We start from the raw sequence: 24,946 nt of genomic DNA on the forward strand, positions 1-24,946 counted from the left end.
TTAGGAAGATTCTTAGGAGGAATTGGAATGAATCGATTGCGTAAAGGTGACATTGTGCTTTTTCAGGGAGACAGCATTACTGACGCAGGAAGAGATCGTAATCATCCGAATGATCTGGGTAAAGGATATGCGCTGATGACGGCCGGCCTGGTAGGTGCGGCGCACCCAGAAATGAATATCACCTTTCTGAACCGGGGAATCAGCGGTAACCGCGTAAAGGATTTACAGGCAAGATGGCAGGAGGATTGCCTTGATCTCAAACCGACTTGGGTATCCGTTTATATTGGTATTAATGATTGCTGGCGCCGTTACGATCATCAGGACCCGACCAGTGTGGAGCAATTCAAGGAAGGCTACCGTGATCTGTTGAACCAAACAAAGGATAAACTTGACGCGAAGTTAATTCTACTTGAGCCGTTCGTTCTGCCGCATCCGGTGGACCGTAAAGCTTGGCGGGAGGATCTGGATCCGAAGATAGCAGCGGTCAGAGAGCTCGCTGCTGCATTTGAAGCCTTGCTCGTACCGCTTGATGGCTTGTTTGCCGCAGCCGCAGCGCGGCGTGAGCCAGCTTACTGGGCTTCAGACGGTGTACACCCTTCACCTGCGGGTCATGCTCTTATTGCGAATGCTTGGATGGAAACGATGGGACTTCGCTCAAGATAGAGTAAGAAATCTATCAACTATCCCAATATAATCCGATAAAGTGTTACACTTATAAGGGGCTGTCCCCATAGTAGAATGTTTTCTACGAAGGACAGCTCCTTTATCTATATATTTTTTGATGAATGCACACGGGGCAGCAATGGAAGGAAGAATTCGTACTTGCAGCGTCAAATAGAAGACATTTCGTTATGCGGCTCGCACTTGAGATTTATAGCTTCAACGGAGAAGGCAGAATTAATCTGGAGAAGCAAAGCGTTCGCCTTAAAAGCTTTCCGGAGGAAAGCTGCATCGAAAGCATAAGCTTTCCCGGATTTCAACAATAATACTAATCCAGAAGAAATCCGGGAACAAGAGCGATCGGAAGATTGATCTGCATTCGCAGTGATGAGTTACTAAGTTTTGCCACGTCATTATTGACGAATATCACATTTTTTCATTATTCTAGTAGAAGTGACTTTCATCAGCAAAAGGGGAATCATCATGAAAAAAGAAAGCTTTGTAAAACCAGATCCTCAGAGTTGGTTGAATACATTCCATTTTTCCACTCCAATCAAAATTCGCTATTGCGAGACAGATATGCTGGGACATGTGAATAATGTCAGTTATTTTATGTATTTTGAACAAGGACGAATTGAATATTTCGAGAACCTGGGCTTGACGGAGGAGCTGTTCAGTGAGGAGAAGGTTTCCATTGTGGCTAATCTGGAATGCCAATACCTGGCGCAGATGTATCTCAAGGACCCTCTTGTTCTCCATGTAAGGGTTGCTGAGATTGGCCGTTCCTCCATGGATGTACAGTATGCCATCATGGTGGAAGACCAGTTGAAGGCTGCAGGACGCGGAACGATTGTGCTTATCGACACCAAGAGCGGTAAGAGCACGCCGATCCCTGACTTCGTCCGGAACAAAATTGCATCTTTCGAGGACTGGAAATAATCGCTGGCGGCGATGCGCCTGCATATAACAGGAAGGAAGGCGAAGAAATCATGAAAGTGCGCTTTGGAATTATCGGTACCAATTGGATTACAGAACGTTTCATACAGGCCGCTATGGAGACTGAGCAATTCGTACTGGCAGCAGTCTATTCCCGCACGGAAGAGAAGGGGAAGGCTTTTGCTGCAAAATATGATCACTCCCCCGCTGTATATACCGATCTGAAGCAAATGGCATCAAGTGATGAGGTGGACGCCGTATATATTGCAAGTCCGAACTCTTTTCACGCCGAGCAGGCCATTCTATGCATGAATCACGGAAAGCATGTATTGTGTGAGAAGCCCATTGCCTCAAACACAGATGAAGTGAGAAGAATGATCTCTGCCGCGCAGGAGAATGATGTGCTGCTTATGGAAGCATTAAAGTCAACGCTCATGCCTAATTTCAAAGCGGTCAAGGACAACCTGTATAAGCTTGGCCGGATACGCCGCTATTTTGCAAGCTATTGCCAGTATTCCTCCCGTTATGATGCTTTTAAACAAGGGACGATTCTCAACGCCTTCAATCCTGAGTACTCCAATGGATCTCTCATGGATCTGGGGGTCTATTGTATTTATCCGATGGTAGCTTTGTTCGGTAAGCCGGATAAGGTACAGGCTGCGGGTGTAATGCTGTCCTCCGGGGTGGATGGGGAAGGAAGCATACTGCTTCAATACCCCAAGATGGATGCTGTCATCATGCACTCAAAGATTAGCCATTCATATGTTCCTGCCGAAATTCAGGGTGAGAATGGAACGATGGTGATTGACAAGATCAATCAGCCTTATGATGTGAAGATTTATTATAGAGATGGAACGATTGAGGATATTACACAGTCCCAAACACATGAGTCCATGTATTATGAAGTGAATGAATTTATCGAGCTGCTCGAAACCGGCAAGAGAGACAGTGTAATCAACTCGCTGGAGAACTCGATCATTACTGCTGAAATTGCGGAGGAAGCAAGACGACAGATCGGTCTTCGTTATCCTGCGGATGAGAGACTATGAATTTGGCATGATAACATTGCGCGTCTATCAATCATTTTTATATAACTCAAGCTGCGGTGAAGCTTGGGTTTTTCTTTTGTTTATAGAAGAAGATTCAAGCCCTTACTACCCCTCTATATGACATTTGTCATATATACGAATTGACGTTTATGACTACTGCATATGACACCTGGTACTTATAATTAAAAGTAGGTTTATATATAACAGGTACTCAAGCATCAACGCACTTCATGAAAATCGAGGGGGAAACCTGCAATGGCCCAATCCAACAGCTTGTCGAGTTTGAAGAAAAATGTTGCGCCCTATGAAAAAATAGAGACGAAATCGAGTATCAAGCAGCTTTTTAACACGTTAGTGCCATTGATACTGTTGTGGTATGCCGCGTATTTAAGTTTATCCGTATCCTACTGGCTAACGCTTCCGATCGCCATCGTTGCATCGGGGTTTGTGGTTCGGACATTTATTATATTTCATGACACCTGTCATCAATCCTTCTTCAAGAGCCGCCGGGCGAACGAAATCCTTGGTACCATTACCGGTATAATCACGCTCGTTCCTTATCAAAAATGGAAAATAAGCCACTCTATCCATCACGCGACCAGCAGCAATCTGGATAAGCGCGGAACGGGAGACATGTGGGTTCTCACGGTAGAAGAATATGAGGAAGCTTCATTCTGGACTCGTTTATCGTATCGTTTTTATAGAAATCCCTTGGTCATGTTTGGACTTGGTCCGATCTTTATATTTCTGATAACGTATCGCTTCAACCGGAAGGGTGCGAAACGTAAGGAGAGAGTCAGCACCTATATCACCAATGTATCTCTAGTGGCTTTGTATTCACTGCTGATCTGGGCAATCGGCTGGCAGGCTTTTGTTCTCGTCCAAGCCCCGATCTTCTTTTTCTCCGGTATGATGGGGATCTGGTTGTTCTATGTACAGCATCAGTTCGAAGACACCTATTTTGAGCACGATGAGGAATGGTCGTATATCAATGCTGCAGTGGAGGGTAGTTCATATTATAAGCTTCCGAAACTGCTGCAGTGGATTACAGGTAATATCGGCTTCCACCACGTGCACCATCTGAGTCCCAAGGTTCCGAATTACAATCTGGAGAAGGCGCATAATGCTACACCACCTCTGCAGAAAGCAACGACGATTACGGTTCGTACCAGCCTAAAGGCAATCCGGTTTCGTCTGTGGGATGAAGAGAGCAAGTCGTTTATCACCTTTAGAGATTTGAAGCGGAGAAAGCAGGGGAAATCGATGGCTGATCGGACAGTACCTGTCGCAGAGGCGATGCATCGACCAAAGCCTGGGCTGCAAGGGAAATAAGTGTTAATGCAAATATAATAAGTAAAAAATATCGGTCAAAGCGGCGTTAATCCGCAGTCTTGACCGATATTTTGTTACCGGAACTTCCGTTCCGTGTTCACGGATCAGCTTATGAGTTCGAAGAAGAGGAAGCTGCAGCAGCAGCCGATGCAGCCGCAGCCGCGGCAAGAGCTGCTTGCTGAGCAATCACAATATTGGTAATGCTGGTCGAGAGTGCCGTAGTTAATACACCGTTTCGCATCTCATCAACATATTTGAAAGCTACAAGCGCGGCCGACAGAAGCAGTAATTCCTGTTTACCAATGGAGAAGCTGCCGAAGCCTTTTTTGGTACGCAGATGTTCAAATGTCTCCGAGATCTCTGTAACAAGATCCTCACTGCTGCAAGGGAGCAAAGATAGCACGCCAAGAGAAGAGAGCGTGTATTCCTTATGCATCTGAATGCCTTGGGCGCGGAACGCATCACGTAATACCAGTACACGGTCCGCTCCTTCCGGAACTTCATTACCAAGAACGAGCACCTGTGTCAGTGCTTGCACACTGTTCCCCGACAGAAATTCAGGCTTAAGTGAAGAATAGAGCTGCTCCATCTGTTCCACTCCGCTTTCAACCTCAAGATCAGAAAGACCAAGCATAGCGGAGAAGATATAATCATCCTGACGTGTGAGGAAACGGTGCTTGGCTTTCATACGATCGTAAAACATTTTGGCGCGCTCTACCGTAGATTGATATCGATCTGGAGTTGTATGAGCTGCGATTTGATAAGCAGCAACGACCAGATAATCAGAGGCTCTAAATTTGGACTCCTTCATGATGTCGTATACGATTAGGGTGTTTGAAAACTGCTGCTCCTTGTCTGGAGAAAGAGAGAGCATTGCAGCAATGTTGATGACTGACGCACCTCTAAATAAAGAGAACAGCCCGGTATTTTTCTTAATAAGCTCGTGGCTCGCACGAATCGCTTCCACATCTGCTTCTTTATTCGCGGCTGTGTACAGTAATCCCGCCAAACGGTTAATCATTGTATTTTGCCAGGGGAAAGCTTTTTTGATCCTCTGTGCATTCTCTGCGAATAAATCAAGCCTTGCTGCAAACGGTTCATTCATATGACACACCCCTAAACAAATTTATAAATTACTATTACATACGAAGAAAACTTAGATACAGATTCATTTTACGCAAAGTTAAAGCGGACGAATTATGATAGAATATTAGGTAATAAAGACGAACCGAGGTGAGGGCCTATGCAGAAGTGGCATCAGATTTTTCAGAGAAACACAGGGCTGAATCCGTATGTATGGGTCGTCTTTTATATTTTACCTTTTTACTTTATATTTCGCTCTTCATCCACCTATCAAATCGTAATCGGAATTCTTTTGATTGTGGTTTTCTTTATCTGTTATGTGCTTTCCTTTGTATCCAAAGGCTGGCTTGTGTATTTTTGGACAAGTGTTCAAATTCTGATATCGGTTACGATGTCACTTCTGTTCGGTTATGTATATTTCTCGCTTTTCCTGGCGTTCTTTATCGGGAATATTAAGAACAAGATCGGATTTTTCACCTTGTATTCGGTTCATCTCGTCACGACAATCATGACGATTAACTATGGATTTATATCCAAAACCCCGTGGTTCATGACGCAGTTACCCTTTGTGATAATAAGTGTGGTAGCGGTGATTTTGCTGCCGGTAACGACATACAACCGTAATAAGAATGATAAGCTTCAAAACCAGCTTGAGGATGCGAACAAAAAAATATCGGAAATGGTGAAGCTGGAGGAACGGCAGCGGATTGCTCGTGATCTTCATGATACATTGGGACAGAAGCTGTCCCTGATTGGCTTGAAAAGCGATCTTGCCAGCAAACTCATAACGAAGGATCCATCCCGCGCTCAGGCGGAGATTGATGATGTAAGACAGACGGCAAGAACAGCATTGAAGGAAGTACGGGAGATGGTTACCCAAATGCGGGGCACTCGGCTGGAGGATGAAATCTTCCGCATCAAACAGATTTTAAAGGCGGCGCAGATCGAGTTTACACTGAATGGAAGTACGGAGTTCAATAATGTTTCACTTATGAACGAAAATGTACTGAGCATGTGCTTGAAGGAAGCGGTTAATAATATTGTGAAGCACAGTAACGCCACTGCCTGCTCCATTTCATTTGAATCAAGCAGAAGCGGCATTACGGTCACCGTTCAAGATAACGGGATCGGCATACCGAGTGATGCGGTATATAACCGTGGAAACGGTCTGAGAGGAATGTGGGAGCGGCTTGATTTTGTAAATGGAAGTATGGAAATAAAGTCAGATCAGGGAACGATTCTGGTGATCAAAGTACCTTTTGTGCTGAAACAGCTGGAAGAGGGGGCGGAGAAATGATTTCAGTAGTTATAGCGGAAGACCAACGAATGCTACTCGGGGCTCTTGCCTCCCTGCTGGATCTGGAGGACGATATGCAGGTGGTAGGAACGGCGAATAATGGAGAGGATGCTGTAAAGCTGGTCCAGCTTCACCAACCGGATGTATGTATCATGGACATCGAGATGCCGATCAAGAGTGGGCTCGAAGCAGCCGAGGAACTCAAAGGTACGGGATGCAAAATATTAATATTAACAACATTTGCACGCCCCGGATACTTTGAACGGGCTTTAAAGGCTGGTGCTCATGGTTATCTGTTAAAGGATAGTCCGAGTGAAGAGCTTGCAACGTCCATTCGCAGCATTATGGATGGCAGACGCATATATGCTCCGGAGCTTGTGGATGAAGCTTATGGTGAGGAGAATCCGTTAACCGTGAGAGAGAAGGAAGTACTTGGCCTTATTGCAGATGGAAAGAATACGAAGGAAATTGCCAATGAGCTGTTTCTTACGACAGGCACCGTTCGTAATTATATCTCTGTTATCCTGGATAAGCTGGGTGTAAGCAACCGAATTGAGGCAATTACCCGGTTTAAGGAAAAAGGCTGGTTTAAATAAAAGTATGCTTGGAAGATAGAACACCTTTTTAAGAAAGGGTGTTTTTTATTTTTAAATATGAATTTTTATACATCAAAATGAATAGATTTAAACAAAGGAAGGCTGATAAAGAAATTCTTAAGGCCTCATTCCATACATATAATGTAAATACAAACTGCTTGATAAATAAGCACTTTATTTATATGAAAATATGAACATATAATATAATTTAATTGAAATTAAATGCTGCTTGCTATGTAATTCTATGCAAAATAAATGTATAATAGATAATGATTGCCTATAAATGACTAAGGGGGAGGATGAATGTTAGATGGACCATATGATCTTTGAAGTCGGTACGGCCCTGATGCTGATTGCCCTTGCTTCTGTATTGGCAGGTAAACTCAAGTTTTCCATTATTCCGTTTCTGATTGTACTTGGAATGCTCGTGGGGCCACACGCCCCAACCATTGGAATCCTGGATTTCAGGTTTATTGAGAGTCAACCTATTATTGATTTTCTAGGAAGAATCGGGGTATTATTCCTATTATTTTATCTGGGGCTGGAATTTTCGGTTCAGAAATTAATCAAGTCGGGTAAAAATATTGTTTTTGGCGGCACGGTTTATGTCCTGTTAAATTTCTTACTTGGACTCGGATACGGCTTCTTATTCGGGCTCCCGTTATATGAGACGTTAATAATAGCAGGAATGCTCTCTGTTTCATCGAGTGCCATTGTGGCTAAGGTTCTGGTTGATCTCAGACGTACCGGTAATTCGGAAACCGAGCTGATTCTTGGGATGATATTATTTGATGATATTTTCCTCGCTGTATTTCTATCCGTTATGTCCGGGCTGCTGCTTGGAGGAGCTACTTCGGTAGGAGCCACACTGTTATCGGTATCCATTTCTATCGGATATATGCTGCTGTTCTTCTTTATCGCAAGAAAAGGAACGCCGATTCTGAATAAGCTGCTTAACATTACATCAAGTGAAATTTTTATCATTGTAGTATTCGCTTCGTTATTCTTCATAGCCGGCTTTTCGGAGACGCTGCATGTAGCAGAAGCTATTGGAGCGCTGCTGTTCGGGCTCGCCTTATCGGAGACAGAGCACAGTAAAAGGATTGAGCATCTTGTTGTGCCTTTCCGGGATTTCTTCGGGGCTATTTTCTTCTTCAGCTTCGGGCTGAGTATTGATCCATTGGCACTCGGAGATGCAGCCTGGATGGCACTAGGAGCCATCGCTTTAACAATCATCTGTAATGTTATCGCAGGAATGATTGCCGGGCGCAATGCGGGTCTCTCTCATAAGGCTTCTGCTAATATTGGTCTGACTATTATGGCTAGGGGAGAATTCACCATCATTGTTGCTAATCTCGGGATTTCAGCAGGGCTTGCTCCAATCTTAAAACCGTTCTCGGCGCTGTATGTATTGGTACTGGCTATTCTAGGTCCGCTGTTGACCAAGGAGTCCAAGCATATTTACAAAGTGCTGAACAAGGTGTTTAAATGGAGCGAACCAAAATCAAAAGAAAAAATAAAAGAAAAAGAAAAAGTGAAAGAAATAGGAGAATAATTGCTACGAGGGTGCTAAAGTATGTTATCTTCTTGGTAAGGCTATAAATGAAAGCATTATAAATGCTGTTTGAACAGGAGGATTCAAAGAATGAGCATGATTAGGGAAACCGATCTGCCTGGGATCGGAAAAAAGTTTCAAGTCGATATGAGATCTGGTGATAAACTGGTGATTGTTATACATGATGATGGTCGCAGGGAACTGTATCATTTTGAAGATGATGATCCGGATGAGAGTATTTCCATGGTGTCGCTTGAAGACGATGAAGCCCGTCAAATCGCAGGGATTATCGGGGGAATGACGTACAAGCCCAAGGCCCTTGAGACCATTGAGGTGTCCCTTGATGATCTGATTATCGAATGGTTCCGAATCGATCCCCACTATCCGACAGTCGATAAGACGATTGAAGAGCTTCAGATCCGTCAGCGCACGGGAGCTAATGTACTTGCGATCGTGAAAAAGAATGAGCAGAAGATCAATCCTGGACCGGACGCTCGTCTAACGGCAGGCTCAACACTTGTTATCTCAGGAGAGCGCAAGCAGATTATGCAGTTGAAAGAGCTGTTGGTACAAGGGTAACCTTTTAAACTATCGATCTTTTGCAGAAAAAAATTCTAGTGGAACAGTAAAATGTACCCTATAAAGCAGACACCTCAATGAGGGCTGCCTTATAGGGTACTTTTCTTTTTAAGTCAGGAATATCAGACTTGGTGACGGCAAAAGAAGAATTGCACCAAATGTAATTTGGGGCCAAATTCATAACGTATTATGTAGAAAAATCGTCTTTATAAACCTTTGACAATTGCTGAAGGTCCCTGCTATGATGGCATTATTAACCAATTCATTTTTGGGACCAAAAGTTTTGGGCACAGGATGCATCATTATTTATGAATATTTCAATCTGGCATTGGAGGGAAGCAAAGCGTACATATGTCTACACTGAAGGATATTGCCCAGCATGTGGGCGTTTCGATTTCCACCGTTTCCCGAGTTATGAACAACGATTACAGCCGGCATATAAGCCAGGCAACACGAGCCAAAATCGTGGCGGCGGCCGAGGAGCTGGGATACGCCTCCCAGAAAGAACAGCGTCCGTCGCAGCCTAAGCTTCAAGTCGTACAGGAAGCGCCGTTTCGGCAGATTGGCTGCATCGTATCCGTAACTCAAAATAAATACAATCATCCTTATTTTTCACCGATTCTGGACGGAATCGAGAAGAAGCTGTCAGAGATGAACAGCGTGCTGGCTTATGTCACCACTATGGAAGAGGTGCAGGGCGAAGGAGCTATTCACCAACTGATCCGGGACAAAAAACTGAATGGCATGATTATTATTGAGGGCATCACGCCCGAGATATATGATTTCATCAAACAGGCCATTCCCGCAGTAGTCGGCATCGACATTGCCGATCCAGACGTTCCGGTTATTCATTACAACCGTGTAGAAGCGGCAAAAGCAGCGGTAGAACATTTGATCGAGATGGGGCACCGGCGAATCGGGTTCATGGGGGGACCCGGCCTGACCGGAGAGCTAAATCGGGAAAAGAGATATCGCGGATACCGGCAGGCGCTTGAGGAAGCGGATCTTGAATTGGATCCCCGTCTGGTCGTCAACACCGGCTGGAACGTCAGTGAAAGCTATACCTTGGCGTGCAGACTGATGGAGCTTCCGGTGGAGGAGCGTCCGACGGCTGTGTTTGCGGCTAGTGACATGATGGCGATATCCGCTATTCGAGCGGCCACGGAGTATGGGCTTTCGATCCCGGAGGATATAGCATTTGTCGGACTGGATAACATTGAGGTGTCACAGTATACATCGCCTCCCTTGTCGACCATTCATATTCCCAAACAGGAAATGGGTATGATGGCTGCCAAGGTGCTGATTGACGAAATCGAAGGTAAAAACGCCCTGCCGTTCAGGCTGGCTGTTCCCCATAAGCTGTTGGTACGAAAGTCGTCGGACTATCGTTTACCGGATAAAAGATAAACTGCCCATAGAAATGAATAACCGAGGTGCACAAGGCGCCTCTCCTTACTTTTGCCCTTTTGGGAAAAACATAGGGGATTTGGGGCCAAAAATATAATTTGCAGGAGGAAGTCATGGATAAAATACGAATTGGAGTGATTGGTCTCGGTCAGAGATCAGGGTTTACGAAATATTGGCATCAGCCGAACGGCGGTCGATCTATTGTCGTCGCAGGCGCGGATATCGATCCCGCCCGGTTGAATAAATTCAGGGAGCGGGTCAATCCCGATGCCGATGTCACACTGGACTACCAAGAGCTGCTGCAGCGGAAGGACATTGATGCCGTTGTTATAACTACACCGGATAATGAACACGTTAAACATGCTGTGGAAGCGCTTAATGCCGGGAAGCATGTGTACTGCGAGAAGCCGCTGGCGATTACCGTGGAGGACTGCGACCGTATTCTGGATGCCTGGCAGAAATCCGGCAGACATTTCATGATCGGCTTCAATATGCGCTATATGAACATGTACCGTACGATGAAGGCGATTGTTGATAGCGGTGAGATTGGGGAAGTGAAGGCAGTTTGGGTTCGCCATTTCGTAGGGCGGGGAAGCGATTACTATTATCACAGCTGGCATGGGAATTCTGCCAATACAACTTCGCTCCTGCTTCAGAAAGCGTCGCATGATATTGACATCATTCACTATCTGACTGGGCGGTACACGAAAAAGGTCACAGCGTTCGGCGGCCTCGATTATTTTGGCGGCAACAAGCCAAATGATCTGACCTGCCTTGAATGCAGTGAGAAATTGATCTGTCCGGAATATCGTACAGGCCCGCTCGTTCAATGTGCATTCCGGGAGGAAATTGACGTGGAGGACAACAGCATGGTTCTGATGGAATTGGAAGGCGGCATCAAGGCGTCCTACCTGCAGTGCCATTTTACGCCTGACTACCAGCGGAATTATACGATTATCGGTACCGAGGGACGTATCGAAAACAGCGAGTATGAGCAAAAAGTATTTATGAAAACGCGTACATCAAAAACCTGGAGGGAACTTTCAGATCGTGTCTATGAGATTAAGAAGGCAGAGGGTTCGCATAACGGGGCAGATCCGATCATCTGTGAGGACTTCCTCGACATGATTCTGCTGAACAAGGAGCCGGTCGCAGACCCGCTGGCAGGCCGGATGAGCGTGGCTGTCGGCTGTGCGGCAGCGGAATCCATGCGCGCCGGAGGGCGCGTAGTCCATGTAAAAGAGCCTGAACCGTGGATGTCCGGGACCAGTCCAAGACTTATGGACGTTTGACGGCGTGGAGACAGGCAAGTCAAGCACAAGGGGGAATATTCAAATGAATTCAGCGCCGGCGACACAGGTGAAAGCGCCGAAGGCAAAGTCTCGGAAAAGGACGCGCTTCGGCAAGTCGTTCCGCAAAAACTGGGAGCTGTACCTGCTCATTTCACCCGTCATTGCCTACTTTATTATCTTCGATTATCTGCCCATGTACGGCGTCCAGATTGCTTTCAAAAACTTTATGGCTGCCAAGGGAATTTGGGCAAGCGACTGGATCGGACTTGATCATTTCGTACGCTTTTTCAAGAGCTTCTACTTCGAGCAAATCATCTTCAACACGATTTCCATCAGTCTTTATCAGCTGGCGATCGGCTTTCCGTTCCCGCTCCTTCTCGCGCTCCTGATCAACGAGGTCGGGAGCCAGAAATTCAAGCGTTTCACACAAACGGTTACCTACGCACCCCACTTCCTTTCAACCGTTGTCATGGTAGGCCTCATCATGATCTTCCTTTCTCCTCAGAACGGCATCATCAATCATCTCATTGATTTTTTTGGCGGACAACGCATTTCTTTCATGATCGAATCGGAATGGTTCAAATCGATCTACGTATTCTCTGGTGTCTGGCAGGGCATGGGCTGGAGCTCGATCATTTATCTGGCTGCTCTCGCGGGTATTGATCCCACCCTTCATGAAGCCGCCCGGGTGGACGGCGCCAGCAGGCTCCGCCGTATCTGGCATATCAACCTTCCGGGAATCCTGCCTACGGTCGTCATCCTGCTCATTCTGAACGTCGGTCAGGTGATGAGCGTCGGGTTCGAAAAAATTTACCTGATGCAGAACGACCTGAATATCGAAAGCTCCGAAGTCATTTCCACCTATGTGTACAAACAAGGCATCATTGGCGCCCAATACAGCTTCTCGGCTGCTGTTGGCCTGTTCAACTCTGTCATCAACCTTGTGCTTCTCGTCACCGTGAACCGGATTGCCAAAAAAGTAAACGAAACCAGTCTTTGGTAAGGAGGAAAAGGGATGAAAGAGTCTTTGCAGGATCGCATTACGCTCGGCGTCATCTATGTGCTTCTTTCGATTATTCTTGTTGTTGTGCTTTATCCGCTTATTTTTGTAGTCAGTGCCTCCATTAGCGATCCGCTTTCGGTCTCCAAGGGAGAAATGTGGCTGTTTCCGACGGATCTGTCTTTTATCGGATATGAACTTGTATTTGCCAACAAGGAAATTTGGACCGGATATGCCAACACGCTGCTTTACACCTTCGTCGGCACGTCCATCAATCTGGTAATGACCATTCTTGCGGCCTATCCGCTGTCCCGGAGCGATTTTGCAGGGAGAAACGTCATTACAGGCTTTATGGTATTCACCATGTTTTTCAGTGGTGGCCTCATTCCGACCTACCTGCTGATCAAAAATCTTCACATGATCAACACCATGTGGGCGCTGATCATTCCAGGCGCTGTATCAGTATGGAACATCATCATCATGCGGACATTCTTCCAGACCTCCATTCCGAATGAAATCCAGGAGTCCGCTTCGATTGATGGGTGCTCCACCATGCAGACTCTTTGGAAAATCGTGCTGCCGCTCTCCATGCCGATTATCGCCGTGATGGTGCTGTTCTACAGCGTGGGCCACTGGAACGCCTACTTCAACGCATTGATCTACCTGAACGATCGGGATAAATATCCGCTGCAGCTGTTTTTGCGGGAAATCCTGATCAAGTCCCAAGTCGATCAGATGGCCGGCAGTATGGATTCGTCGGTACAAAAGCATCTCATGGAGGCAGAGGCGATTAAATATGCGATTGTTATTGTGGCCAACCTACCGGTGCTCGTGCTGTATCCATTTTTGCAAAAGTATTTCGTGAAAGGCATTATGATTGGCGCTATCAAGGGCTAGACTCTTGTTCGCAATATAAAATCAAGGTGGAGGTCTAAATAATGGTGAAGAAGAATTTCAAGCGCTTCACATCGCTGCTGCTGACAGGAGTCATGACCATGAGTCTCGTGGCGGCATGCGGAGGTGGCGACAAGGAGAAACCGAAGGGGGAGACCCCCGGGGACAACAAGGAAAAAACCGAGGCGGTAAATAAAACCGGCTTTCCAATCGTCAACGAGCCAATCAAGCTGACGTTTTTCGCGGGGAAAGCAGCTTCCGCTCCTCCGGACTGGAATGTTCTTCCGGTATGGCAGGAGTACAAGAAGATGACGAATATCGACGTCAACTTCCAGCTCACGCCAGCAGAAAGCTTGGGGGAAAAACGTAACTTGGTTCTCTCGGGCGGGGATTATCCGGATGCGTTTCATACAGCCCGCCTGACGCCCAGTGATTTGATGAACTACGGGGGACAGGGCATTTTTATTCCTCTTAACGATCTGATCGACCAGTATGCGCCGAATTTCAAAAAGCTGCTGGAGCAGTATCCGGAGGTTAAAAAAGGTATGACCATGCCGGACGGCAACATTTATTCCTTTCCAACCTTCTATGATCCGAATTTTAAATCGGTGCTGATCGGCACGAAACTGTGGTACAACAAGGCGTTCCTGGATGCGCTCGGCATGAAGGAGCCGGCTACGACAGACGAGTACTACGAGTATTTGAAAGCGGTTAAAACACAGGATCCGAATAAAAACGGCAAACAAGATGAAATTCCATTCGCCGCGAGCGGATATGGCTCCCTGCTTGACGAGCTGAAGGGTGCCTGGGGTCTCGGTAACCGGGGTAACCTCCATCCACGCGTGGATATGGATCCAAGCAGCGGCAAGCTCCGTTATCTGCCTGTCGATCCGAAATATAAGGAAGTTCTGGAATACCTGAATAAGCTGTACAAGGAAGGTTTGATGGTTCCGGATATTATGACGATCGAGGGACCGCAGGTGAACGCGTTGATGGATGAAGGCCTGGTCGGCTCCGCGGAAACGAACAGTCCTCACGCCATCCCGGGCGTGACGATTGAGAATTTTGTTGGTGCACCGACCTTGAAAGGGCCTTATGGCGACCAGATTTTCTCGAGAGCACGTTCTCCGCTCATTGATGTTGGAGCCTTTGTCATCACGGACAAAAACAAGCATCCGGAAGCGACTGTTCGCTGGATTGACCACTTCTATAGCGAAGAAGGCAGCAAGCTGTTCTTCATGGGTGTCAAGGATGTCAGTTATATTGAAAAGCCGGACGGTAATATCGAATACACCGAAGAAGCGGAAAAGGAAAAGTCGAAGTTCCTATCCTGGGCCGGTGGCTTCTATCCAGCCATGCTGACAGACAAAACGTTTAAGGCAGGCGAGGCAACGAAGGAGAGCCTGGAGGCTGCAGCTAAGGTAGAAGCACAGTGGCCGGAGGAAGTTTGGCCGGCGTTCACGTATACGCAGGATGAACTGGTACGGTTCACTCCGCTGGAAGCGGACCTGAAAAAGTACGTAGATGAAATGACCGCCAAATTCATTGTTGGAGACGTGCCTTTCAGTGAATGGGATAAATATGTGAGCACCATTGAAAAAATCGGCCTTGCCGATTATTTGGAAATTTACACGGCCGCTTATGAGCGGTACAAAGCGGATTAGGAGGACTTTTTTGGATGAGAAATAAGCTGTTTCTGTTCCTGCTGTCGGTACTCCTGCTGACGTCTTTTCTTCCCAGCAACGCCGAGGCGAATACCGAAGCGATGTTTGATGTATGGGTGCCTACGAATACGGAAAAGGTTCTGCGGAACCAGCCGTTTCCCGAGCCGGCCAATGCGGTCATCCGCCTTGGCGCAGCACGCAACGAATATGAAAGCGCACAACTCATTGTAAAGGCGGGCAATCAGCCTTTGCAGAAGCTGCAGATATCGATGAGTGAACTGAAACAGAAGGATGGATCAGCCAAAATATCCAAAGATGACATTCAATTGTTCCGTCAGCATTATGTTGAAGTAACAGTATCCACGACTGCCGCGTATCCGAAGGGATGGTATCCCGACGCCCTGATTCCGCTGGATGGCACACTGGATGTTGCTGCGGGCAATAATCAGGGAATATGGATTAAGGTCCATATTCCTAAGGGACAGCCGGCGGGGACTTACACGGGAGAAGTCATGCTGCACGAGCTGGGTAACCCCGTCCGGGTGACGGTGGAGCTTACCGTTTGGGATTTCGAGCTGACGGATGAGAGCCATGCGAAAACGAATTTCGGCGTCTGGGGAGGACCGGTTCAGGAGCATCATGGCAACGTGGTTGGTGAAGAAGCCTGGAAATACATTGAGAAATATTATATGGCTTCAGTCGAGCATCGCCTGACGCCGGGATTTCTGCCCATCCCTGATACGGATATCGAAAGCTACGTGGAACGGGCGCCGAAATATATCAATGACCCAAGAATTTCAGCTTATCGACTGCCCTATTACCGCACAGCGGACGGTGAGCCGGATATTGAGCGGATCCGGCAGCTGGTTGACCGGCTGAGAGAGAAGGACCTGCTGTCCAAAGCCTATTTCTATGTATCCGAAATCGATGAGCCGACCCGGGACAAATACGACCGTGTCAAGCAGATCGACCACGCTCTGGAGGAAGCTGCTCCTGGTGTACCTCATCTAGTCACCATTCAGCCGGTGGATGAGTTGACAGGGGATGTCGATATCTGGGTGCCGGACATCGAGAAATTCGATCCAGTGTTTGCGAAAGAGCAGCAGGCCGCGGGAGATTCGGTATGGTGGTACACGTATGTGAAGCCGAAACATCCGTACCCTTCCTATCATGTTGATGATGATCTGGTAGGAACGAGGCTTCTGACCTGGATGCAGCGGGACAATGGCGTGGAAGGAACGCTGTATTGGGCAACGACCCAGTTCGGAAAGTATGATTACGCATTGAAAAAATACATCCCTCGCGATGTATGGAAAGACCCACTCGCGTTTCCAGGCGCGAATGGGGACGGATATTTGTTCTATCCGGGTACCGAGGTCGGCGTGGATGGCCCGATCGGCACGATCCGTTTGGAGGTACTCCGCGAAAGCATGGAGGATTACGAATACCTGTGGATGTATGAGCAGGGACTGCGTAAAGCCGCCGCACAGCTGGGTATTGAAAATGAATTCCCATATCGAGAGGCTGTACGTCCGTTTTATGACCGGTTGTACGAGAACATAAAGACCTTTGATGAGGATCCGTCCAAGGTCATGCAGGTACGGACCGAAATCGCGGAGGAAATCGCCGCGCAGGCGGACAGCGTACCCGTGCTGGTGACGGTGGATACGCCGAAGGATGGAGCGCGGAATGTAACGGTTTACACGGAAAAAGGCTCGGAGGTAACGATCAACGGGCAGCAGATGCCGGCAGTAGAGCAAGGGGAACAGCACACTCGTTTCTCGACAGAGCTGGCTCTGGAGGCGGGCGTTCACGAGCTGGATATTGCGGTAAGCAGGGATGGAAAGACTACGGTGGTGAAGCGCCAGCTGGTTGTCTATGAAACCGATGCGCCGCATTCAATCGTCCTGAACGATGCCGAAACGCCGGAGGCGGTCAAGCGCTTTACCTCATCCACGGTGAAAACAGGTCTCTCCGAGCAGCATGTAACGGAGGGGACGTATTCCATGGAGGCGATATACCCGGCGAACGTCAACTTCCCGAACCTGCGTCTGTTTGAAGCAGGCAAGGGATTCCGGTCCAGTGACTGGTCGGCATTTGAAACGCTTGAGTTTGATGTGTTCAATCCGGGCGAAACAGTGCAGTTTTATGTGAAGTTCCATCAGCTCGACGGAAAGAGCGATGATACCTTTATCCAGACGGTCCGGGCGGGCCAGGACAAAAAGGTGGTAATCCCGCTGCGCCAAGTCAATCTGGATATGACCAAAATCAAGGGCATTGAGCTGTGGATGTGGCGGCAGTCCGCTCCGCAGACGCTGTACTTTGACAACTTCCGTTTCACTTCGGCAGCTCCTCAGGAGCCTATGATACCGGGTGGAAACTAGAGAAGGAGAACCGGAAAAATATGAAGCTTACATTTTTGGGAACCGGAGCGGCGGAGGGAATCCCTTCCCCGTTCTGTGATTGCCCGGGCTGCGAGTATGCCAGAGCTCATGGTGGGCGAAATGTCCGCCGGAGACAGAGCGTGCTCGTCAATGATGATATGCTCATCGATTTCGGGCCGGATATTTTTCCGTCCTGCGCGGCGCTCGGCCTGTCGCTGTGCGGGTTGAAGCATCTGCTTGTCACGCACAGCCATGCGGATCATTTTAATGTAGACCATCTGAAAATGAGAAGCAGACCTTTCCGCCTGTCCACTGAGCTTCCGGAAATGACGATGATCGCCGGACCTTCCGTGTGGTCCAAATGGAGCGAGCTCGGGGGCAGCGACCAGGGGGCGGGGATCCGGAGGAGAATCATTCTTCCGAGGCAGTCACTGGAGCTGCCGGAATATTCGATTGCATCTCTCGCAGCCTGCCATCATCTGCAGATCGGCGACGCGATGAACTATATAATCGATGACGGCACTGTAAAGCTGCTGTACGCTTCGGACAGCGGGTATTATGACGAGCCGGTGTGGAAGGAACTTCAGAATCACTATTTTGACGCAGTCATCCTGGAGGGAACGATCTGGAACCGGCCGGCGGGCCGGGAGCATCTGAATGAAGGCGATTTTGTCAGGATGAAGGATCGGCTTCGCTCCATTGGAGCCATAACCGATGAAACGCTGGTGATTGCAACCCACTTCTCACACCAGTCGGTGGATTCCCATGAGAATTTGGAGAAGAGCGTAGCCTGGCACGGCGCACGCTGCGCCTATGACGGGATGACGGTAGAAATCGTTCCGGTGAAGAAATAAAAGCATACTGCTCTGTCATGTTAATGGTAGAGCATATGAAGGATGCAGGTTCGGTCGTCAGCCCTTGCGGCTGGCGGTCCGAGCCTGTTCTTATATTATCCGTGCAGACAGTAAAATTCACACCATGTGCGATAATACGATCGCACCATAAGCAAATGCTGCAACAATGACCAGTGCAGGATGAATTTTTCGGATGTTCATCGCCCAAAAGGCTACGGCGGCGATGCCGAGCGTTTGAATGGTTCCTATGGAAACCATAGAGCTCTTGCCCATCTGCCAGGTCAGTGTCACCATCATGATTGCAATGACCGGCTGAACAAGCAGGGTCATACCCTTAACAACCGGTGATGTCCGGTATTTCTGAAGCAGCTTGAGCAACAAAATGAGAGCAGCAGCCGACGGGATAACGGTAGCAGCAAGCGCTGATGTGAAGCCAGCCCATCCGGATACACCGTAACCGACAAAAGCTGCGATTTTCGTAGCGATCGGACCCGGGAGAGCATTTCCCAGGGCAAGCATGTTGGAGAAATCCATATCACTAAGCCAGGCGCGGCGAGTGACGACTTCATCGTACATCAGAGGAATCGAAGCGGGACCTCCTCCGTATCCAAGGACATTAGCGACAAAAAAACTGATGAACAGTTCAATCCATTCCACTATTCAGCGTCCTCCTTTTCCCGTCTTTCCTTCTTCAGTTTAGCAACGACTTTAAAGTGCACCGCACCGTATGCAAGGAAGAGGATAATCACGATGGCCGGATGAACCTCGATGATTTCAAGCAGGAGGAAGGATATCAGGAAGAACCCGATGCCTGCATATATACCGAGTCCTTTCACAGCCTTCTCAGCAAATTCATATGCCATGGTACCCAGCATAACGGCAATCACAGGAGTGACGCCGGCTATCATGCCTGCTATAATTTTGGAGCTGCTTAGATATTGTACGGCGGACAGCAGTAAAATCATGGCGATACAGGTCGGCAGAATATGAGCAAGTACGGCAATGATGGCGCCAAGTGTCTTTTTTTGCTGATAGCCGAGATAGGCGGCCATTTTGGTTGCAATGGGTCCCGGAAGCGCGTTGGCAAGAGCGAGAACCTCTCCGAATTCATCGTTGTTTAGCCATTTGTAGCGTATAACAGCTTCATGGCGGATCAGCGGAATGACAGAAGGTCCTCCACCATAACCCAAAATCCCGGTCCGGAACATAGCCAGGATGAGATGCATGTATGTATTTCCCGTTCTATTCAAGGTAAGGACCCTTTCTATGGTGAATTCTTGCAATAGGTTCATGTATAAATATATAGAGGTTACCTTTCATTTTCAATGAACCTGGCTTTCCTGCCTTCTATTCATATCTCCTTAATGAATGATTTTTATCCCTTCCCCTATGCTATGTCACCTTATATTCCTGCAAAAAAAATTAAAATAAAATTTTAAAATACTATTGAAATCCGAAATAATTCTTCAATATGATATGGATACACCTTGATCATTCATCTGGAGATTCGGTTCAGCGATAACTGAATAAAGGAGGCGGGACTGGTTCACTGCTAGGCTGGTTGTAAAAATGTGATGAAGAGCATCTGCATTATTACATTTAAGGAGTGAATTCATGTATGAAACGTAATCGTAAAGTTCGGCGAAGCAGAACGGCTCTAAGTTGGGCAATGGCTCTCCTTATGCTGTTCAGCACGATAGTGTCAGGCCAGGTAAACATGATACCGAACGTATCAGCAGGGCCATTAACGGATGCTGAAGCAGATATTTCGTCAGAGCCTTCACCGGATGGAGCAGAAGACATTCATTTGGACCCTTCGGGAGAGGCAGAGAATTCGGCAGATGAGTTAACAGAGGCTCCAGCTGATGTCATAACTGAGATGCCGGAGGGAGTAGCTGAGCTGCAAGCCCTGAGTTCTTCAACGGGAATCATTGAGCCGTTTGAGAATTTATCATTGCTGCAGGCTTCCGCTGTTCGAGCGACTGCCCATCTTGGCCTGGTAAGCAGACCGGAAACGATTTATGATGGTAATCACGCTGTGCAGCTATCATATGATTTTACAGGTACAACTGGTACATCGGCAGCTTACATCAACTTTAAGGACCCGAACGGCTCCGCTGGAAGAACTATTCCAGGCAAGCCAATGAGCATGGGGTTATGGGTATATGGTGATGGAGCGAACCACTGGCTTCGGGCACAGGTCCAGGGAGCAGATGGTACCAAAACAGCTTTGGATCTCACATCGTCGACAGGACTAAGCTGGACAGGATGGAAGTACATCACATTTCAAATTCCTGCTTCGATCCCTGCGCCTGTGAAGCTCACTCAGATTTACGTTACCGAATTAAAGGATACAAATAAAAATAGCGGTTCGCTTTATTTTGACCGACTGACAGCCATGTACAGCAGCTCCAAAATCTACGCTCTGGACATCGCCGGAATAACGCCGATGAAGACAGGAGAAACGCAGCGCCCTGATGTCTATGTGACTTCTGCGAATATGACTGAGCCCGCCCTAGTAACTGCAGGGGTAACGTTTAAAAGTAATAATGAAAGCGTTATCAAGGTAACCGGGGCTACATATGATACCTTATATGCAGCTGCGCCGGGTGAGGCTTTGATTACGGTACAATATGGCGATTCAGCGCCAGCCGTATTTAATGTATCGGTTACAGATGAAGAGGTATCGCCTCAGCAAGTTATATTATCCGGACCTGTACATCTGGAAACGAGCATGACCGGCCAAATTAAGGCTTATGCGGTATACGCCGGTTATGACTACCCACTGCAGCTTGCGGATGGCGTGACATTCGTAAGCAGTCATCCTGATATTGTTAGTGTAAATAATGATGGCCAGCTCACAGCTCTTTCTTCAGGCTCGGCGGTTATTACCGTAAGCTTTAAAGGAGTTCAAGCTGAGCATTCGGTCACGGTGACTGCACCGGTTCCTGTTCTGCAGGGTATTGAGCTGCTGGGAATGACCGGGATTAGTGCAGGAGATTCTTTCGAAACGAAGACCTTGGCGACGTACACGTGGCTGGAAGAACCCGTAGAGCTGACTGACGGGGTGGTATTCAGCAGCAGCAGGCCTGACGTGGCTTCCGTGGATGAGAAAGGGGTCGTGACTGGGTTGAAAGTAGGTGCATCCCGAATTACGGCATCATATGAAGGCAAGACCACCTCCTTATATATTACCGTTCACGAAAATGCAGCTATGCCTAAGGCGGAGATGAGAGCAGCGTGGATCGCGACGGTGGAGAATATCGACTGGCCTGTTAAGGGTGCAGACCCGGCCGCTCAGAAGCAGCAGTATATCGATCTCCTGGATCAGCTGCAGGATGTAGGCATGAATGCGGTTATTATGCAGATTAAACCGACCGCAGACGCTTTTTATCCATCGGAATACGGACCGTGGTCCGAATGGCTGACGGGTGTACAGGGGAAAGACCCTGGATATAATCCACTGGAATTTTTGATTGAGGAAACACATAAGCGGAATATGGAGTTTCATGCATGGTTTAACCCTTACCGGATCAGTATGAAGGATGACATCAATAAACTGGTTGAGAATCACCCGGCAAGACAGCATCCAGAGTGGGTTGAATCCTATGGCGGGAAGCTGCTCTTTAATCCGGGAATACCGGCGGCGCAGCAATTTATTCTGGATAGTGTGATGGAAGTCGTAAAGAACTACGATATTGATGCGGTTCATTTCGACGATTATTTTTATCCTTATCCGGCGGGCGGAGTGGACTTCCCTGATGATGATACCTATGCTGAATATGGGCAGGGCTTTACGAACAAAGGAGATTGGCGCAGAGATAATGTAAATCAATTCGTAAAGAATATGAGTGAAGCGATTAAAGCAGAGAAAAGCTATGTGAAATTTGGCATCAGCCCATTCGGTATTTGGAAGAACAAGAGTGCGGCTGCACCGGACGGTTCGGAGACGAATGGACTTAGCAGCTATGATTCAATTTATGCAGACTCTAAAAAATGGGTTGAGGAAGAGTGGATTGATTACATTACACCTCAAATCTACTGGTATAGAGGTTATGCGCCAGCGGCTTACGATAAGCTCATCGAATGGTGGAGCGGCGTAACGGCAGGCAAGAATGTACAGCTGTACAGCGGCCAGGCAGTGTACCGGATTAACACGGTGGACAGCTGGCTCGACCCTGAAGAAATGCCAAACCAGATATTGTACAATCGGAGTTTTGAAGAGGTTGCCGGAAGCATGTATTTCAGCGCAAAATGGTTCGCAGACAATCTGCTGAATTTCTCGGACCGCCTTCGTGATGATTTATATCGCTACCCTGCTCTGGTTCCTGCAATGCCGTGGCTCGATAACACCGCGCCTTCAGCTCCGGTCGGTGTAACAGCGAAATCCGGGAAAGAGGGGATTCAGCTGAACTGGAGATCCAAGGATGATGAAACCTACTATGTGATTTATCGTTTTGAAGATAAAGAGCCTCTAAATACTAGTGATCCATCCAATATCGTTAGAACAGTCCGGAAACAAGCCGGAGTTGTCCAGACTTACCTCGACACTACAGCATTAGAAAAAGGGAAGTATAGATATGTTGTTACAGCTGTGGACCGGCTTCACAACGAGAGCATACAGAGCGGACCTGCAACGGTACATGTGAAATAGAGCGAACTATCTTATATGATCTTGGTCTGATAATCGATGAAAAGAAGGTCCTGCCACACAGCAGGTACCTTCTTTTTTTGTATAAGTTAAGGCCATGCCGAGTTAGATGTTGATCCAGTATTCAAACGAAAATAAGATATAATACAAGGCAGAGTGAAGCATGGAAGGGAATGGATGGGGGATGAAAATTGATCGCTTACTGGCGATTACGGTGCTTCTGCTGAATCGGGGCCGGGTTAGCGCAAAGGAATTATCTGAACGGTTTGAGGTTACCAGTAAAACCATATACCGCGATATGGATACACTCAGTCAAGCTGGAATCCCGATCGTCTCTCACCAGGGAATATCCGGCGGATTTGAAATTATGGAGCAATTCATGATCGACAGATACCTGCTGTCTATTGAGGAGATGGAAGCCTTAGTTACAGCTGTAAAAGGGATTAACCGGGCACTGGATGATCAGGAGACGGATGCTCTGCTGCAGAAGGTGAATAACCTGCTGCAGAAAGCACAGCGTGGTTCTATCTATAATAAGCGTGAAGAGCGATTCATTATGGATATGAATCCCTGGGGCCAGCGGAGCGGAATTAAAGAAACGATGAAACTGCTCAGGGTGGCTATTTCGGAGCGAAAACGTGTAGCTGTGGAGTATATATCATCAGATGGGACATGCAAATGGCGAATGACCGAGCCTGCCTCGCTTATCTTAAAAGGGACGATCTGGTATGTGCTGGCATACTGCACGATGCGCCGAGATTTCAGAATCTTTCGTTTATCGCGCATACAGCATGCAGAGCTGATGGAGGAGGTATTCGAGCCTAGGGAATTGCCAGTGATCGAGCAGCTTCAGTGGGATGAAAATTGGACAGATCCCCCCCAAGAGAAGCTTGTATTCAAGTTCGAGCTTGAGGCAAGACAGCGAATTGCAGATATATTCCACCCGGATGAGATCACGATGATGCCGGATGGTTCTATTCAGGTTCAGACAGTAATGAAGCCTGATGAGTGGCTTTACGGCATAATTCTGAGTTTTGGAAGTCAGGTAAAAGTGGAGAGTCCTGACTTTGTAGCCCGGGAAGTTGTGCGACGGGCAGAACAAATTATCGGATGTTATATGAACTGAGACAGACAGATGTCCACTTTTCTCAGGTAGACTGTATGTATTACCAGAAGGAAAGAGGATGACATATGAATGTAGAACGGGTTAATAGACCATCCGTACAGGTTTGCGGTATTGCAGAAAGAACAAACAACCAGGTAGAAGCGGGACCGGAAGGGAAAATTTCCGGACTCTGGGGGCAATTTTTTCAACATGGACTGCTGCAGCAGCCTGGATTAAACCCGGAATTCATTTATGGTTTGTATACGGAATACGAGAGTGATGTGAATGGCGAATATACTGTACTGCTTGGTTGTGAAACGACAGGGGAAGGTTCGTCAGATCAATTGAATCACTTCAAGACTGTTAGTGTTAGTGTCCCAGCGTCAGACTACCTCGTATTTACGAGCAATCTAGGACCAGTTGATACCGTCGTGCCGGAAATATGGCAAGAGATCTGGTCGTATTTTCAAGAGTGTAAGGAAAGCAGAACATATACCGGAGACTTTGAGCTTTATAAAGTCGCTGGGTTCGATCCATCGAATACGGTTGTGCAGATTTACATAGCTGTCAAATGAGGAGAAAGCGGTAACGATAAGAAAGTTGAACAG

At 47.5% G+C, this 24,946-nt stretch carries 21 protein-coding genes; 18 read left to right on the top strand and 3 right to left on the bottom strand.

Annotation, left to right across the window (positions count from 1 at the left end):
• The first annotated feature begins 27 nt into the window (after positions 1-27).
• The 4 genes from BN1234_RS09005 to desA all read left to right on the top strand — a co-directional run bounded on the left by BN1234_RS09005 (position 28) and on the right by desA (position 3,977).
• Complete coding sequence (locus tag BN1234_RS09005) at positions 28-663, top strand: SGNH/GDSL hydrolase family protein (RefSeq protein WP_054956329.1); 636 nt, start codon at positions 28-30, stop codon at positions 661-663.
• Positions 664-1,143: 480 nt separating this feature from the next.
• On the top strand, positions 1,144-1,599 hold the full coding sequence (locus tag BN1234_RS09010; RefSeq protein WP_054956330.1) for an acyl-CoA thioesterase: 456 nt from the start codon (positions 1,144-1,146) through the stop codon (positions 1,597-1,599).
• 50 nt (positions 1,600-1,649) lie between these two features.
• A complete protein-coding gene (locus BN1234_RS09015) occupies positions 1,650-2,645 on the top strand; it encodes a Gfo/Idh/MocA family protein (RefSeq protein WP_054956331.1) in 996 nt (331 codons plus the stop codon).
• A gap of 255 nt (positions 2,646-2,900) precedes the next feature.
• A complete protein-coding gene (gene desA / locus BN1234_RS09020) occupies positions 2,901-3,977 on the top strand; it encodes a Delta(5) desaturase DesA (RefSeq protein ID WP_054956332.1) in 1,077 nt (358 codons plus the stop codon).
• 109 nt (positions 3,978-4,086) lie between these two features.
• Here desA and BN1234_RS09025 read toward each other — a convergent pair whose 3' ends face one another.
• Entirely contained in the window at positions 4,087-5,082 is a 996-nt protein-coding gene (locus BN1234_RS09025; protein ID WP_054956333.1) for a DUF4003 family protein, read from the bottom strand.
• Positions 5,083-5,220: 138 nt separating this feature from the next.
• Here BN1234_RS09025 and BN1234_RS09030 point away from each other — a divergent pair, with 138 nt between their 5' ends.
• From BN1234_RS09030 to BN1234_RS09080, 11 genes are all read left to right on the top strand, one after another.
• Entirely contained in the window at positions 5,221-6,357 is a 1,137-nt protein-coding gene (locus BN1234_RS09030) for a sensor histidine kinase (protein ID WP_054956334.1), read from the top strand.
• Positions 6,354-6,953, top strand: a complete 600-nt coding sequence (locus BN1234_RS09035; protein WP_054956335.1) for a response regulator transcription factor — start codon at positions 6,354-6,356, stop codon at positions 6,951-6,953. The genes BN1234_RS09030 and BN1234_RS09035 overlap by 4 nt, the downstream gene beginning before the upstream one ends.
• A gap of 310 nt (positions 6,954-7,263) precedes the next feature.
• On the top strand, positions 7,264-8,508 hold the full coding sequence (locus BN1234_RS09040; RefSeq protein ID WP_054956336.1) for a cation:proton antiporter: 1,245 nt from the start codon (positions 7,264-7,266) through the stop codon (positions 8,506-8,508).
• A 90-nt stretch (positions 8,509-8,598) separates the two neighbouring features.
• Positions 8,599-9,087: a cation:proton antiporter regulatory subunit gene (locus tag BN1234_RS09045; protein ID WP_054956337.1), complete on the top strand. Its 489-nt coding sequence runs from the start codon at positions 8,599-8,601 to the stop codon at positions 9,085-9,087.
• 351 nt (positions 9,088-9,438) lie between these two features.
• Positions 9,439-10,494: a LacI family DNA-binding transcriptional regulator gene (locus BN1234_RS09050; RefSeq protein WP_054956338.1), complete on the top strand. Its 1,056-nt coding sequence runs from the start codon at positions 9,439-9,441 to the stop codon at positions 10,492-10,494.
• A 113-nt stretch (positions 10,495-10,607) separates the two neighbouring features.
• Positions 10,608-11,786 (top strand): Gfo/Idh/MocA family protein, encoded by a 1,179-nt coding sequence (locus BN1234_RS09055; RefSeq protein WP_054956339.1) that lies wholly within the window; start codon positions 10,608-10,610, stop codon positions 11,784-11,786.
• A gap of 43 nt (positions 11,787-11,829) precedes the next feature.
• On the top strand, positions 11,830-12,789 hold the full coding sequence (locus BN1234_RS09060; protein WP_054956340.1) for an ABC transporter permease: 960 nt from the start codon (positions 11,830-11,832) through the stop codon (positions 12,787-12,789).
• 12 nt (positions 12,790-12,801) lie between these two features.
• The gene (locus BN1234_RS09065; RefSeq protein ID WP_054956341.1) at positions 12,802-13,683 is read left to right on the top strand and encodes a carbohydrate ABC transporter permease; all 882 of its coding nucleotides are present in this window, start codon (positions 12,802-12,804) and stop codon (positions 13,681-13,683) included.
• A gap of 41 nt (positions 13,684-13,724) precedes the next feature.
• A complete protein-coding gene (locus BN1234_RS09070) occupies positions 13,725-15,344 on the top strand; it encodes a type 2 periplasmic-binding domain-containing protein (RefSeq protein ID WP_054956342.1) in 1,620 nt (539 codons plus the stop codon).
• Between the two features lie 14 nt (positions 15,345-15,358).
• Complete coding sequence (locus tag BN1234_RS09075) at positions 15,359-17,728, top strand: DUF4091 domain-containing protein (protein ID WP_054956343.1); 2,370 nt, start codon at positions 15,359-15,361, stop codon at positions 17,726-17,728.
• 20 nt (positions 17,729-17,748) lie between these two features.
• Positions 17,749-18,582, top strand: coding sequence for an MBL fold metallo-hydrolase (locus BN1234_RS09080; RefSeq protein WP_054956344.1), 834 nt, complete (start codon positions 17,749-17,751; stop codon positions 18,580-18,582).
• A gap of 117 nt (positions 18,583-18,699) precedes the next feature.
• On the opposite strand, the gene chrA is transcribed toward BN1234_RS09080, so the two are convergent.
• On the bottom strand, positions 18,700-19,242 hold the full coding sequence (gene chrA, locus BN1234_RS09085; protein WP_054956345.1) for a chromate efflux transporter ChrA: 543 nt from the start codon (positions 19,240-19,242) through the stop codon (positions 18,700-18,702).
• Positions 19,239-19,808: a chromate efflux transporter ChrB gene (gene chrB, locus BN1234_RS09090; protein WP_054956346.1), complete on the bottom strand. Its 570-nt coding sequence runs from the start codon at positions 19,806-19,808 to the stop codon at positions 19,239-19,241. The genes chrA and chrB overlap by 4 nt, the downstream gene beginning before the upstream one ends.
• A 392-nt stretch (positions 19,809-20,200) precedes the next feature.
• On the opposite strand from chrB, the gene BN1234_RS09095 reads away from it, so the two are divergent.
• The 3 genes from BN1234_RS09095 (at position 20,201) to BN1234_RS09105 (ending at position 24,913) form a co-directional block, all read left to right on the top strand.
• Positions 20,201-23,236 (top strand): family 10 glycosylhydrolase, encoded by a 3,036-nt coding sequence (locus tag BN1234_RS09095; RefSeq protein WP_054956347.1) that lies wholly within the window; start codon positions 20,201-20,203, stop codon positions 23,234-23,236.
• Between the two features lie 181 nt (positions 23,237-23,417).
• The gene (locus BN1234_RS09100) at positions 23,418-24,359 is read left to right on the top strand and encodes a helix-turn-helix transcriptional regulator (RefSeq protein ID WP_054956362.1); all 942 of its coding nucleotides are present in this window, start codon (positions 23,418-23,420) and stop codon (positions 24,357-24,359) included.
• Between the two features lie 65 nt (positions 24,360-24,424).
• Positions 24,425-24,913 (top strand): GyrI-like domain-containing protein, encoded by a 489-nt coding sequence (locus BN1234_RS09105; RefSeq protein ID WP_054956348.1) that lies wholly within the window; start codon positions 24,425-24,427, stop codon positions 24,911-24,913.
• Positions 24,914-24,946 lie beyond the last annotated feature (33 nt).

This window comes from Paenibacillus dakarensis (genome assembly GCF_001373415.1).
GTDB lineage: Bacteria > Bacillota > Bacilli > Paenibacillales > Paenibacillaceae > Paenibacillus_AQ > Paenibacillus_AQ dakarensis.

Coding starts and splice junctions, on each gene's coding strand:
- BN1234_RS09030 (WP_054956334.1), top strand. CDS start 5,221: ATGCAGAAGTGGCATCAGATTTTTCAGAGAAACACAGGGCTGAATCCG.
- BN1234_RS09055 (WP_054956339.1), top strand. CDS start 10,608: ATGGATAAAATACGAATTGGAGTGATTGGTCTCGGTCAGAGATCAGGG.
- BN1234_RS09070 (WP_054956342.1), top strand. CDS start 13,725: ATGGTGAAGAAGAATTTCAAGCGCTTCACATCGCTGCTGCTGACAGGA.
- BN1234_RS09100 (WP_054956362.1), top strand. CDS start 23,418: ATGAAAATTGATCGCTTACTGGCGATTACGGTGCTTCTGCTGAATCGG.
- BN1234_RS09045 (WP_054956337.1), top strand. CDS start 8,599: ATGAGCATGATTAGGGAAACCGATCTGCCTGGGATCGGAAAAAAGTTT.
- BN1234_RS09060 (WP_054956340.1), top strand. CDS start 11,830: ATGAATTCAGCGCCGGCGACACAGGTGAAAGCGCCGAAGGCAAAGTCT.
- BN1234_RS09025 (WP_054956333.1), bottom strand. CDS start 5,082: ATGAATGAACCGTTTGCAGCAAGGCTTGATTTATTCGCAGAGAATGCA.
- BN1234_RS09040 (WP_054956336.1), top strand. CDS start 7,264: ATGGACCATATGATCTTTGAAGTCGGTACGGCCCTGATGCTGATTGCC.
- BN1234_RS09005 (WP_054956329.1), top strand. CDS start 28: ATGAATCGATTGCGTAAAGGTGACATTGTGCTTTTTCAGGGAGACAGC.
- chrB (WP_054956346.1), bottom strand. CDS start 19,808: ATGCATCTCATCCTGGCTATGTTCCGGACCGGGATTTTGGGTTATGGT.
- BN1234_RS09010 (WP_054956330.1), top strand. CDS start 1,144: ATGAAAAAAGAAAGCTTTGTAAAACCAGATCCTCAGAGTTGGTTGAAT.
- BN1234_RS09095 (WP_054956347.1), top strand. CDS start 20,201: ATGAAACGTAATCGTAAAGTTCGGCGAAGCAGAACGGCTCTAAGTTGG.
- BN1234_RS09015 (WP_054956331.1), top strand. CDS start 1,650: ATGAAAGTGCGCTTTGGAATTATCGGTACCAATTGGATTACAGAACGT.
- BN1234_RS09075 (WP_054956343.1), top strand. CDS start 15,359: ATGAGAAATAAGCTGTTTCTGTTCCTGCTGTCGGTACTCCTGCTGACG.
- BN1234_RS09080 (WP_054956344.1), top strand. CDS start 17,749: ATGAAGCTTACATTTTTGGGAACCGGAGCGGCGGAGGGAATCCCTTCC.
- BN1234_RS09105 (WP_054956348.1), top strand. CDS start 24,425: ATGAATGTAGAACGGGTTAATAGACCATCCGTACAGGTTTGCGGTATT.
- BN1234_RS09035 (WP_054956335.1), top strand. CDS start 6,354: ATGATTTCAGTAGTTATAGCGGAAGACCAACGAATGCTACTCGGGGCT.
- BN1234_RS09065 (WP_054956341.1), top strand. CDS start 12,802: ATGAAAGAGTCTTTGCAGGATCGCATTACGCTCGGCGTCATCTATGTG.
- desA (WP_054956332.1), top strand. CDS start 2,901: ATGGCCCAATCCAACAGCTTGTCGAGTTTGAAGAAAAATGTTGCGCCC.
- BN1234_RS09050 (WP_054956338.1), top strand. CDS start 9,439: ATGTCTACACTGAAGGATATTGCCCAGCATGTGGGCGTTTCGATTTCC.